11 protein-coding genes are annotated in these 12,593 nt (G+C 46.1%); 4 read left to right on the top strand and 7 right to left on the bottom strand.

The window, feature by feature from the left end:
• Positions 1-41: 41 nt before the first annotated feature.
• From HG547_RS13700 to dauA, 4 genes are all read right to left on the bottom strand, one after another.
• Positions 42-1,304: a sensor domain-containing diguanylate cyclase gene (locus HG547_RS13700; protein ID WP_169548124.1), complete on the bottom strand. Its 1,263-nt coding sequence runs from the start codon at positions 1,302-1,304 to the stop codon at positions 42-44.
• 154 nt (positions 1,305-1,458) lie between these two features.
• Positions 1,459-2,556 (bottom strand): 5-(carboxyamino)imidazole ribonucleotide synthase, encoded by a 1,098-nt coding sequence (gene purK, locus HG547_RS13695; RefSeq protein ID WP_169548123.1) that lies wholly within the window; start codon positions 2,554-2,556, stop codon positions 1,459-1,461.
• Complete coding sequence (gene purE, locus HG547_RS13690) at positions 2,556-3,047, bottom strand: 5-(carboxyamino)imidazole ribonucleotide mutase (RefSeq protein ID WP_037421257.1); 492 nt, start codon at positions 3,045-3,047, stop codon at positions 2,556-2,558. Before purE ends, purK begins: the two co-directional genes overlap by 1 nt.
• A 255-nt stretch (positions 3,048-3,302) precedes the next feature.
• Positions 3,303-5,063, bottom strand: a complete 1,761-nt coding sequence (gene dauA, locus HG547_RS13685) for a C4-dicarboxylic acid transporter DauA (protein ID WP_169548134.1) — start codon at positions 5,061-5,063, stop codon at positions 3,303-3,305.
• 225 nt (positions 5,064-5,288) lie between these two features.
• On the opposite strand from dauA, the gene HG547_RS13680 reads away from it, so the two are divergent.
• The 4 genes from HG547_RS13680 to HG547_RS13665 all read left to right on the top strand — a co-directional run bounded on the left by HG547_RS13680 (position 5,289) and on the right by HG547_RS13665 (position 9,284).
• Positions 5,289-7,166 carry a VWA domain-containing protein gene (locus tag HG547_RS13680; RefSeq protein WP_169548122.1) on the top strand — a complete coding sequence of 626 codons (1,878 nt, stop codon included), beginning with the start codon at positions 5,289-5,291 and terminating at the stop codon, positions 7,164-7,166.
• 44 nt (positions 7,167-7,210) lie between these two features.
• A complete protein-coding gene (locus HG547_RS13675; RefSeq protein ID WP_169548121.1) occupies positions 7,211-7,813 on the top strand; it encodes a sigma-70 family RNA polymerase sigma factor in 603 nt (200 codons plus the stop codon).
• Positions 7,806-8,534: a hypothetical protein gene (locus tag HG547_RS13670; RefSeq protein ID WP_169548120.1), complete on the top strand. Its 729-nt coding sequence runs from the start codon at positions 7,806-7,808 to the stop codon at positions 8,532-8,534. Before HG547_RS13675 ends, HG547_RS13670 begins: the two co-directional genes overlap by 8 nt.
• 213 nt (positions 8,535-8,747) lie before the next feature.
• Entirely contained in the window at positions 8,748-9,284 is a 537-nt protein-coding gene (locus tag HG547_RS13665) for a hemerythrin domain-containing protein (RefSeq protein ID WP_169548119.1), read from the top strand.
• Between the two features lie 85 nt (positions 9,285-9,369).
• On the opposite strand, the gene HG547_RS13660 is transcribed toward HG547_RS13665, so the two are convergent.
• The 3 genes from HG547_RS13660 to tal form a co-directional block, all read right to left on the bottom strand.
• On the bottom strand, positions 9,370-9,555 hold the full coding sequence (locus HG547_RS13660) for a DUF3545 family protein (protein ID WP_037421244.1): 186 nt from the start codon (positions 9,553-9,555) through the stop codon (positions 9,370-9,372).
• Between the two features lie 216 nt (positions 9,556-9,771).
• Positions 9,772-11,409 carry a glucose-6-phosphate isomerase gene (gene pgi / locus HG547_RS13655; RefSeq protein WP_037429612.1) on the bottom strand — a complete coding sequence of 546 codons (1,638 nt, stop codon included), beginning with the start codon at positions 11,407-11,409 and terminating at the stop codon, positions 9,772-9,774.
• A gap of 20 nt (positions 11,410-11,429) precedes the next feature.
• On the bottom strand, positions 11,430-12,386 hold the full coding sequence (tal, locus tag HG547_RS13650) for a transaldolase (RefSeq protein ID WP_037421238.1): 957 nt from the start codon (positions 12,384-12,386) through the stop codon (positions 11,430-11,432).
• Between the last annotated feature and the right edge of the window lie 207 nt (positions 12,387-12,593).

Raw genomic sequence — 12,593 nt, 5'->3', positions numbered from 1 at the left:
ATGTACGAGGAGCTTATTGACTATAAGCTGTTGCCGAATGTTTATTGCGGCTGTTGATTATTAGCCGCTATGGCTTCGAGTGCATTAACGGCCTGTTTTTTACCGCGCTTTTGCTCATACATTGCATTATCAGCCTGTTTAAAAGACTTAGCCCAATCATTATCGTAAGGAGCGATGCCCACGCTAAAATTGAGATTTAGCGGCGACTCATGATGTAACTTAAGGCGCATGGCATCCAGATCGTTTTCGAGTAATTCAAGCGGGCCATGGCATAGGGCGACAAACTCATCGCCACCAAACCGAGAGATAATCCCTTTGTGTTTCCAGAAACCTAGGATTGTTTTAGCGACTTCTTTTATTGCCACATCGCCGACCTGATGTCCCTGTTGATCATTGATAATTTTGAGATTATCCATATCAATGATCACTAAAAAGCTGCCTAATTGAGCCTTAGGTTGCCAATGTTGCAGGGCATCTTCGAAGTTTTTACGGTTATAGAGTCCGGTTAAGTTGTCGAAGTTGGCGAGTTTAGTGATTTGTAATGACTTTTGATACAGGGCAATGGCGTTGCTGGCCTCGTGGGTAAGAATAGAGACCAAATTACGGTCGTAGTCGTTAAAGGCGCCAACACTACTGCTGTCGAGATTCAGCATACCGTAAAGTTTGCCATCAATCCGTATTGGGCTTGAGAGTGTGGAGCGTATCGGTTGCTTGGCTGCTGTAAGCAGCACCTGTTGCTGTTCATCTGTTAGCGTGCTTGCGGCATTGATATTTTTCATATCATCCACAACGACTACACGGTCACATTTACCCTTGGTGAGTCGATACTCGAAGGATTGTTCAAGGGAAAAATTTAATTGTTTTAGCTTGTTAAGATCGAGTCCAACTACTGACTCGAAATGCAGTCTATGGTTATCTTCATTGACTTTGATAATGCTGCCCATTTCTGCACCGTTAATAATACAGACGGCTTTATTCAACAGGGCATCGAGAAATGCATGTTCATTTTTATACTGACTCGACAGGTGGGCAAGTTCGTAAATGGCATCGTTAATGTTCACGACTTGCTCTAGATGTTGCCATAGGCGAGTTAAACGCCCTTGGTGGAGATAGTAGATTAAGCTGTAGGCAATGACATAGATAAGGCACACAAACAGCAGAGGGAGAATAGTCCAGCCTTCTGTCGGAGCATTAAAAACGAACAATAAAACGAAAAGCACTATCGGTACAATCAACAATAAGAGGTGATAGCGATAGTCTAAGCGGTCAATGGTTTTACGTTTAAAATTATCCCTTAATTTCACTCGGCAGTTCCTTTATTCGTGCTCCGGTTAGTCTGATTGAATCGCCACATCACTAACTCATTCACGCTGAGTAAGAATAAGTATATAACGAAGTTGATAAATTCACTGATAAAGGAATAAATATATTCCCTTATCAGTGATTTGCGCGGCTCGGTTAGGCTTTAGCAAACTCGGCTAAAATCCACGCTAGGGGCGTTTGGTATTGGCTTGGCATCCAAGTTTGCAACGCGCCAATACTATCTGTTAACACGCCCGTATTAGGCACTGAAAGATTTAAGTGCCCGACTTTACGGCCTAGTCGAACTTCTTTGTTGTACCAATAGAGCTCAGCATTAGGCAAGCTTAACCAGCGAGGATCGTTATCAATACCGATCAGATTGACCATCACGCATTGAAAGTTCACCTGTGGCTGCGGAATAGCAATACCGCACAGGGCTCTTAAATGCAGTTGGAATTGATCCATATGGGTACCCGCTTGGGTCCAATGGCCTGAGTTGTGTACCCGCGGCGCTAACTCGTTAACCAGCAGCTTATCGCCAACTCGGAAACATTCCATCGCCATTACGCCGACATATGCCAGCTCATGCATAATAGCGCTCAGCATGCCTTCCGCTTGCGCTTGCAGGTGATTCAGACGAGTCAGTGGCGAAATTGAGGCCATCAAAATGCCATCTTGGTGCAGGTTCAGTGTTAATGGATAAAACACGCATTGACCTTCACGGGTACGTACGCCGACTAAGGAGACTTCTTCATCGAAGTTAATTGCTTGCTCGGCAATGGCTAAGTTGCGCCAATCATGGGGGATGTCACCTGCTTCGGCTTGCTTTAACCAATATTGGCCCTTACCATCGTAACCGCCCGTGCGACGTTTCATCAACACGCGTGGGCCAAAGGCTTGATACAAGTTTTCGACGTTGGTCTTATCATCGACAAGTGTCCAAGGTGCCGTTGGGACTTGGAGCTGATCTAGTAAGCTTTTTTGGCTGTAACGGTCGGCCAAACGGCTAAATACTGGGCCGTTAACAAAATGCGGATGGCTACTGAGTTGTAAGCTTAAGGCTGATTCGGGCCACTGCTCGCGTTCGGCGGTGATAATATCCTGAGGCGCCAGCGGCAGGATTTCATCGGTGGGCGTCATAATATCGACGGCGCGAACATCGATAGCTAGCGGCTCGCCAGCGTGGGTCAGCATAGCGCCGAGTTGACCATTACCTAACACCCAAACCTTTGATTTTGCGTTTGCTTGGGTCATTAGGCTTCCCTCGGATCGGGATTGTCCAGTACTGCGCGGGTTTGTTCTTCTCTAAAGGCTTCTAAACGTGCGGCAAGATCTGCATCGTTATTGGCTAAGATTTGGCAGGCGAGTAGTCCGGCGTTAAAGGCTCCAGCGGTTCCAATGGCCAGTGTGCCAACGGCGATACCCTTTGGCATCTGCACGATAGACAGTAAGCTATCCATGCCCGATAGCGCTTTGCTTTGTACTGGTACACCTAATACGGGTAAGCGAGTTTTTGAGGCAATCATACCGGGTAAATGAGCTGCTCCGCCCGCGCCACCGATAATAATTTTAAAACCACGGTCAGCGGCTCCGGCTGCAAACTCCATCAGTTTATCTGGCGTTCTATGGGCTGATACAACTTCAACATGGTAAGGCACTTGCAGTTTATCCATGATCTCAGCGGCGGCTTCCATTGTGGGCCAATCACTCTTAGAACCCATAACAACAGCAACAAGGGCTTGCATGATAACTCCTTAACTCACTAATTTTAATTATATTTCGACCTTGTTTCAGGTCTGGGTACAGTCGATGTTCGCGGCTCCTGTAAGAGCTGGGAGCATCATGGCGCAGAATAATACCATGTAAAGCCCGATTTCTGGCGTTTTTTGCGCGTAAAAATAGTGCCTTTAGGATGGATAAAGTGTTCGTTGAATTGGCCTAAATAAACCCTATACCCCAACGCAGATACTGTGCGTTGGGGATAAAATATCAATTTGCAATTAGTGGGTTGCTGCTGGATTAGATTCGAGGATATGCTCAAATGATGGCGCTTCGGCTAAAGCTTCCCGCAGGGTAGGATAAAACTTCAGTATCCCTTCAATCGGTTGCACTTTAGCCCTCGCGAGGGTGCGAATGGGCTGAAACTGCAAATCGGCAATAATCAACTTAGTATGGTTATGCTTACATTTTTCAATCAGTTTATTGAGTGCTGCAAGACCACCTGCATCCAGAATCGATACCCCATCTAAGTAAAGTACAATCACTTGTTTATCTTGAGTGAGGCTGGCGATTTCGGCAAAAATACGATCGGCAGCGGCAAAAAATAGTGGGCCATTAATTTTGAGCACGGCCCAGTCGGCGGGCAGAGGCTGATCGATATAACGCTTGTTGCTACTGATATCATACAGCTTGGTCATCTCCGCGATTTCTTTCATAAATAGCAATGCGGCTAAAATAATCCCCACGCTGATGGCGATCACCATATCGAATATCACCGTGAGTGAAAAACAGCTTAAAAACACCAATATATCGCTGGTGGGCGCAGTTTTAAGTAAGTGCACCGCTTTTGGGGCTTCACTCATATTCCAGGCCACTACCAGTAATAATGCGGCCATCGCTGACATGGGTAAATAGGCCAAAATCCCCGCTAGGGCCACGAGGCCAATGAGTACCACTATGGCATGGATCATCGATGCGATCGGACTCTGAGCACCCGCCTTAACGTTTGCCGCACTGCGGGCAATGGCCGCGGTTGCTGGGATCCCGCCAAAGAAGGGGGCGATAATATTGCCTATCCCTTGGCCGAGAAGCTCGCTGTTCGCGCTATGGCGCTTGCCTGTCATGCCATCAAGCACAACGGCACATAGCAGCGATTCTATGGCACCTAACATGGCAATCGCGAAGGCGGCGGGGAGTAAGGCTTGAAAAGTGGCCAGATTAAATTCAAAGGCTTGACCATTGGCGCCAGTTTGTAACCAAGGCCATTCAAAGTGGGGGAGAACCGCAGGGATACCTGTGCCGACACTGCCGTCGCTTAATTGGTAATGGAAACGTGTTCCTATGGTCTCAATATCAGCGCCCATAGCATTTAACACTAAAGCGAGAATACTGCCCAAAACGATGGCAGGAAGGTGGGCTGGTACTGGGATTTTTAATCTAGGCCAGAGTCGCATAGTGGCTAAGGTAGCAGCAGCCACTAATAAGCTTGGTAGGTGAAGTGCAGGCAATGCCTGACCTAGTGCCATGAGTTTGGCAAAATATTGCTCTGGCATGTGCTCTATATGCAGACCGAAGAAGTCTTTTAGCTGCAAGGTTGCTATCACCACCCCAATCCCTGCGGTAAAGCCTAAGGTGACCGATTCAGGAATGTATAGGATTAATCTACCCAGTCTTAACATCGCCATGGCAACCAGCATCATGCCAGACATGACGGTAGCGATCAGCAGTCCCGCCAACCCAAATTGTTGGGCGATGGGATAGAGTAAGACGACGAAGGCGGCCGTTGGTCCCGAGACGCTATAACGGGAGCCACCTGTCATGGCGATAATAAAACCACCGACAATGGCGGTGTATAAGCCATATTGTGGGGCGACACCGCTAGCTATCGCCAGTGCCATTGCCAGTGGTATCGCAATGATCCCTACGGTCAGACCCGCCATGAGATCTTGTCCAAAACGTTTAAACGAATATTTATCTTTTACGCACGCTTCGCTAAGGGCGTGGGCAATTCTTAATGAAAACAAATGAGCAGAGTGTGACACGAGTGGGTCCATAAACGCGGCTTATTACAAGGCTCTATTCTAGAGTTCAGAAGAATGTTCTTGTGTGATCATGGTTGCAAAAGACGCTTAAATGTCTTTGTTTTTAATAAATAGTATGCTTGGTAAAGTGAGTGTGGCGATTTCTCTCATCAAATAACCCTTTTGTGCTTAGGCTGCGTTTATAGGGATATCAACCATTGGGGTCACAATCACTAGGTCACTATCATGAGATATCCATCTTCAGTCTTTCGCTATAAAACGCATTTAAGCTTTGTTGTTTCGGGATTAACAGTCGCTGTACTGCTCGGTTTGAGTGCTTGCAGTGATAAATCTGCGAAGCAGCAAAACCCTACTGAATTAGCAGTTCAAGCAAAAATTGCCGCGGAGCAACAAGCAGAGCTTAAGCAAAGCGCAGAGCTTAAGGAAAGTGCCGAGCGTCAGGCCAATCGGCAATTGGATGCTGCAATCGCCATACAGGAGCAAGCATCGTTAGCGAGGCTGCAAACAATGAATGCTGAGGGGCGAGCGTATATTGCTCAACCTGCGGCCAGTATCAGTGCGGCGCCCGCGTTAAACGGCGATTGGCCAGGGGCTGTGCAATCTGAGCGCAATCGATTCGAGAAGCAAGTGCAAAACGGCATCATGGTCGCAGGGGAGATCCCAGTATCGACTTTTGCTATCGATGTCGATACTGGCAGTTACACGACGTTAAGGCGAATGCTAAAGGAAGGGCGATTGCCACAGAAGGACACGCTGCGGGTTGAAGAAATGCTGAATTATTTTTCCTATGACTATCCACTGCCGAGTAAAAATGAGCCGCCCTTCAGTGTTACGACTGAGCTTGCTCCATCACCCTATAACGATGACATGATGTTACTTCGCATTGGTTTGAAGGGGTATGAACAGAGTAAAGCTGAACTGAGCGCCAGTAACTTAGTGTTTCTGCTGGATGTGTCAGGGTCGATGGCATCGCCCGATAAGTTACCTCTGTTGCAAACTGCCTTGAAAATGCTGACCCAGCAACTGGATGCTGAGGATAAGGTATCGATTGTCGTCTACGCCGGCGCCGCTGGAGTGGTGTTAGATGGCGCGGCGGGTAACGACAGTCAAACTCTTCATTATGCGTTAGAGCAGCTTAGTGCGGGTGGTTCAACCAATGGGGCGCAAGGTATTCAGCTTGCTTATCAGTTAGCGCAGAAACACTTTGTTAAAGGCGGCATTAATCGAGTGATACTTGCGACCGACGGTGACTTTAATGTCGGCACGAGCAATCTCGATGAGCTAATCGATTTGGTTAGCGCACAGAAACAACAAGGGATTGGGTTAACTACGCTCGGTTTTGGCATGGGTGATTACAATGACCATTTGATGGAGCAATTAGCCGATAAAGGCAATGGACAATATGCCTATATCGATTCACTCAATGAGGCGAGAAAAGTGCTGGTGGAACAATTAAGTGCAACCTTGCTCACCATAGCCAAAGAGGTGAAAGTGCAGGTCGAGTTTAATCCTGCTCTTGTGGCCGAATACCGTCTTATCGGTTATGAGAACCGCGCCTTAGCGCGTGAAGATTTTAATAACGACAAGGTGGATGCGGGCGAAATAGGCGCTGGGCATACCGTCACGGCACTTTACGAGCTGCGTTATGTTGATGCGGGTAATTTGTCTAATGATCAACTTCGCTATGGGTATAATCCCAAAACGGGCAATGAAAAATATAGCCGCGATGAAATCGCCTATCTGAAATTACGTTATCAGCTACCGGATGCCACTCAAAGCCAGTTACTTACCTATCCAATCCGTGCCGATCAAAAAGTGAAATCCTTAGCACAGGCGAGTGATGATTTTCGCTTTGCCGCTGCGGTGGCAGGATTAGGACAGTTACTGAATCAAAGTCACTATTTGCATCAATTTGATTATAATAAGCTTAGTGCGCTCACTCGTTCTGCGCTGGGGGAAGATACCAGCGGCTACCGACATGAATTTATGCAGCTTGTGGATACCGCTGCAATGCTTGCACAAACACAGCGAGTGCCAATCAAAAAATCCTTTGATGTCGGAGATAAACCTTTCCCGCCCGAGGACAAACCGCATCAGCAATGAGCCAAATTATTATGTTTCAGTTAGTTAACCATTAGGGAGCTGCCATGGCCCTGGCGATACCGCAAATGCATGCCCATGAGCATACCGATGAACAGTTAATGCAACGCTATGCCAAAGGCGATGGCAAAGCGTTTGAGCAGCTTTATCTTAAACACAAAGGCGCATTGTACCGTTACTTTGTGCGCCAACTCGGTGACAAACAGTTAGCCGAAGATTTATATCAAGAAACCTGGGGACGAGTGATCCGTGCCGCCGCCAATTATGAGCCGAGTGCTAAGTTTAATACTTGGCTCTATCGGATTGCCCATAATCTGTTGATTGACCACGTCAGAGCTGTCAAACCCGTCGACTTAGTTAGCCATGATAATGAGGAAAGGCTAGATACCTTTGTGGGAGCGGAGCAGGAACAACCCGATGTACATTGGCAGGAAACGCAAAAGAGCCTGTTACTGAAGACCTGTATTGCCCTGTTACCCCAAGTGCAGAAAGAGGCCTTTATTCTCAATATCGAAATGGGCTTTACCGCAGCGGTGATCAGCGATATCGCAGGGGTGACACTCGAAGCGACCAAGAGCCGCATTCGCTACGCGTATCAAAGCTTAAAAGATTGTGTCAATGCTAAATGGCAGGAGGTTGGTCATGAGTAATTCCACTCTGTCATCGGAAGAAGAGGCACTACGTCAGGAAGTCTCGGCTTGGTATCACAAGCAAGCACTGGAAATGCCACCCGAGCGGCTCGACCAAGATATTTTGCGCCTATCACAAGCTCATTTGGCTGAAATGAATGTGAGCCAGCTAAAGCCTGCTGCTACGCCTGTGTGGCGCCGTTTGCCATGGGCGTTATCGAGCGCCGCTTCCTTAGTACTGGTTGTGGGTTTAATCGTACTGAATAGAGGCTATTTTGAAGAGGAGTTAGCCGCTCCAGCAGCGTTGACTATGGGGGCGCCCATGCCCGCTCAAGCACCGTTAGATAACGCTGCTCAGCAAGCCGAAATGGCGCGTCAAGCGAGAATGGAAGATGCCGCAACACAAAGTAGGCAAAGGGAAGCGATGAGGGCCGAAGCTAAGATGTCAGCCCCGGAAAATCCGCAAGCAGAGTCTCGAGCATTATCGCAAAGGGCGCGTGTATTGCCTCAAAGTGATGTAGCCACAGCTGCGCTGCGTGATAAAGATGTGTTGATGGCGTCGTTAACACGTTTGCAAGCGTTAATAGACTCGAAGCAAATACAGGAAGCCTTAGCTCTTGAGCAAAGCTTAGTGAAGCAGTATCCCGAGTTGTCTAAAACCAATGCTGAATCTACCGATGACACAAAGGCAATTGAGAAATTTAAAGCTCTACAGCATCAGCTTCATTCTGTGAGCAAATAAAGCGTAAATCAGTGGGCTGGTCTCATTAAGGCCACTCACTGATATTAATATCTTATTCTTAACGTTGTCGTATTAATCTAGGACACTTTTTACAGGTCGTAATGTTAATTACTTGATCATGGTCATAAAGTGCACAGGAACTCGCCTGTTATATTGGATATTGATAAACGACTTGACTAGTATCAATAGTCAGTCCTAAGTTCAGGAGGCGATATGCTCAAAAGACTCATGCATGATCATAAACATATAGCAGTGCTATTGAATGTCTTGAAAAATAAACAGATGAAATTAGTTGAAGGCGAGGCGATTAATTTTATTGTTGTGAGAGACATCGTTGAGTATATGCAAGGATATGCTGAGCGTAGCCATCACCCCGTTGAAGATATTATTTATGCTTATTATTTGGCACATAAGGCGAATGATGACATCGACAAGCTAAGTGTCGAGCACCAAGTTGTGACTGCGGCTTCATCAGCATTAATGAATACTTTAAACCTGATATTAAGTGACATTGTTGTCGCAAGGGATAAACTGATTGCCGATTTTGCCGAATATGTTGACTTACAAGAAAAACATATGCAAATGGAAGAGCGGGAGATTTTCCCCTTACTTGCGAAGTCTTTAACCGAGCAAGATTGGAAGGAGATTGAACAACAATGCCAAGCATCGTTAATTGATGATCCGCTATTCCTTGACCGAGAGCAGCAAGCCTTTGATGACTTACGTTCTTATTTAAAAGCGTCCGATTAGGATTTGTAAGTCATCTGAAGGGTAAAAACAGAAAAAGCGCCATAAGCGCTTTTTCTCTATATCCTGTCAATAAAAAAACAGCAGGTTACAACTGGATGGTGTCTATATCGTAATCAAAGTTGTTATCAATCTCTTGCAGTTCCTTGAGTAAACGATGTTTGTCCTTTAACGCCTCGATTTCGCGCCACTTACGCTTTTTATTAGCACCACGCGAACGGTCGGGTCTTTCTACAACTTCATCTAGCGCACAACCATAATCTAAACGATCCATGGTAACCTCCTGTTGTTGTATGTTTTGTCAGCGATTAAATAACATATTTTCAAAACAGGGTGCAAGAATTATGTTTCATTTGTGTTAACTTGAAATGAAATTTGGATGATATGTCATTGATATTAACTATCACTTTAGTGGTGGTTGCTTCTTGAAATGTTTATTTTATTAATGAGATACAATAAAAAAGCCAGCAATTGCTGGCTTTTTGTTCGATCAGATTTTACCCCGTCGATAAAGATTGATTAAGCCATTGCTTGAGGCATCTAACGCAGTCGCTTCTTGATCTGCACCAATACGGGCGAGGACGTCGTTGCCTAAGGTTTTGCCGAGCTCAACACCCCATTGGTCGAAGGAGTTGATGTCCCAAATGGCGCCTTGGACAAAGGTTCTGTGCTCATAGAGCGCAATCAGTGCGCCTAAGGTTTCTGGTGTCAACTTATCCATTAATAGAGTGTTGCTTGGCTTATTGCCCGGCATGACTTTGTGTTTGGCGATAAGTAACTTTTCTTCATCACTCAAGTTGCTCTTGCTCAATTCTGCCAGCGCTTCATCTAAGGTACGGCCTTGCATGAGTGCTTGAGTTTGTCCAAAGCAGTTAGAGGCTAACTGATCATGGTGTTCACCGATAGGGTTATGGCTTTGCAGCGGCATAATGAAATCAGCAGGAATTAATGCAGTACCTTGATGCAGCAACTGATGGTAAGCGTGTTGACCGTTTGTGCCTTCGCCGCCCCAAATCACAGGACCTGTGCTGTAATCCACATGCGTACCATTGAGCGTGACTGATTTACCGTTACTTTCCATATCCAGTTGTTGGAAGTAGGCAGGAAGTCCGCGAAGGTAATGATCGTAGGTCAATACCACATGGCTTTGAGCATTAAAAAAATTGCCATACCACAGTGAGAATAGTCCCATGATGACGGGCATATTTTCCGCTAAAGGCGCAGTGGCAAAATGGGTATCCATTTGGTGCGCGCCTTTTAATAGGGAGCGGAAGTTATCCATGCCGATGAGTAAAGCGATGGGTAAACCAATAGCTGACCATAGAGAATAGCGACCACCAACCCAGTCCCACATTGGGAAGATATTAGCGGCATCAATACCAAACTCAGTTGCTTTTGCCACGTTAGAGGTCACGGCAACAAAGTGTTTCGCGACATCTGACTGTGAACCACCTTTAGCTAAGAACCACGCTTTGGCCGTTAAGGTGTTGGTCAGCGTCTCTTGTGTACCAAAAGACTTAGACGACATGATAAAAAGCGTGGTTTCAGGATCGAGCAGCTTGAGTTTTTCACTGATCGAGGTGCCATCGACGTTGGCAACAAAATGGCAATTGAGACCTGTTATCCAGTATGGACGTAAGGCTTGGGAAACAATTTTAGGGCCAAGGAATGAACCACCGATACCGATACTGACAATATCGGTAATGGCTTTGCCTGTGTAGCCTTTCCACTGTCCTGAGGTGACTGAAGTGACAAACTGTTGCATCTTGTTCAGCGTTTGCTGTACTTCAGGAACGATATCTTGACCTTCGGCAATGATGGATTGGTCCGCGGTGCTGCGCAGTGCGGTATGCAAAACGGCACGTTTTTCGGTGGTGTTAATGATATCACCGGCAAACATCGCCTTGATTTTAGCGTCAAGCTTGGCTTCTTGCGCCAGTGTCAGCAGCAAGTTGAGAGTCTCAGGTGTTGCTCTATTTTTTGAATAATCTAAAAATAAGCCACAGGTAGAAAGCGACATGTTGCTAAAGCGTGCAGGATCGCCTGCAAAGAGTTCTCGCATATGCGGGATCTGCTGGCTATGGGCTGCTAACGCCTTCCAGGTTGTGCTTTGGGTCAAGATAGTCATCGAATCGTCTCCGAAGATACTTAGTTTGCCAGTTTAGCCTTGAGCATGACTTCGAGTTTGCCTTGGTCGATGGCGAAGTTACGGATGCCTTCTGCTAGCTTGTCAACGGCCATAGGATCTTGGTTGAAGTCCCAGCGGAATTGCGCTTCGGTTAAAGGCTCACCCGCAGCAACTGTAGTGCTGGCAGGAATGAGTTTAGGTTGAATAGCGACTTGAGAGTTTGCTAGCTCTTCGAGTAATGAAGGACCAATAGTCAGGCGGTCACAACCCGCTAATTCGATGATTTCACCGATATTACGGAAACTTGCCCCCATGACTACCGTGTTATAGCCATGCTGCTTGTAGTAGTTGTAAATTTCGGTTACAGAAACGACACCAGGATCATTTACTGCGTCATAGTCTTTACCTGTGTCTTTTTTGTACCAATCTAGGATGCGGCCAACGAATGGAGAAATTAAGTACACGCCAGCTTCAGCACAGGCACGTGCTTGAGCGAAGCTAAATAATAGGGTTAAGTTACAGTTGATGCCTTCTTGCTCTAACTCTTTGGCGGCACAAATGCCTTCCCAAGTTGAGGCTAATTTGATCAAAATGCGAGATTTATCTATTCCAGCTTCTTGATATAGACGAACAAGCTTATGCGCTTTTGCAATGGATTTTTCTTTATCGAAGGATAAGCGGGCATCCACTTCGGTTGAAATTCGGCCTGGAACCAGTTTCAGAATTTCCACGCCAATGTTCACTGCAAGTTTATCGCTGGCATCATCAATCTGTTGCTCAATATCAGCACTTTGTAATTTAGCCCATGCAATAGCATTGTCGATTAGAGCGCTATACTCAGGGATTTGAGCGGCTTTTAGAATGAGTGATGGGTTAGTGGTTGCGTCTTCTGGTTGATAGCGCTTAATTGCTTCAATATCGCCAGTATCGGCCACAATAGTAGTGTATGACTTGAGTTGCTCTAATGTATTTGCCATGAAAAACATCCTTCTCAGATAGCGGTCAAAACTCAGAAATGAACTGATGACTATTAGAAGCGATTTTGCCAACTTTTCCAACCATCAATGTAAAAAAATTACAAAAATGGTAAAACTATATCGTTTCTTGCTGAACATAGTGGTGAATGCGACTTAATCAGTCTTAGCGCCATCAGGTTAGGTAGTGTAGATGCCTTAAAAACAAAA

Origin of the sequence: Shewanella sp. DNRA4, from assembly GCF_012843185.1 — a bacterium.
In the GTDB taxonomy this organism is placed as follows: Bacteria; Pseudomonadota; Gammaproteobacteria; order Enterobacterales; family Shewanellaceae; genus Shewanella; species Shewanella xiamenensis.
Note: the sequence above shows the minus strand (reverse complement) of the source record. Positions and strands in the feature narration are given on the sequence as shown.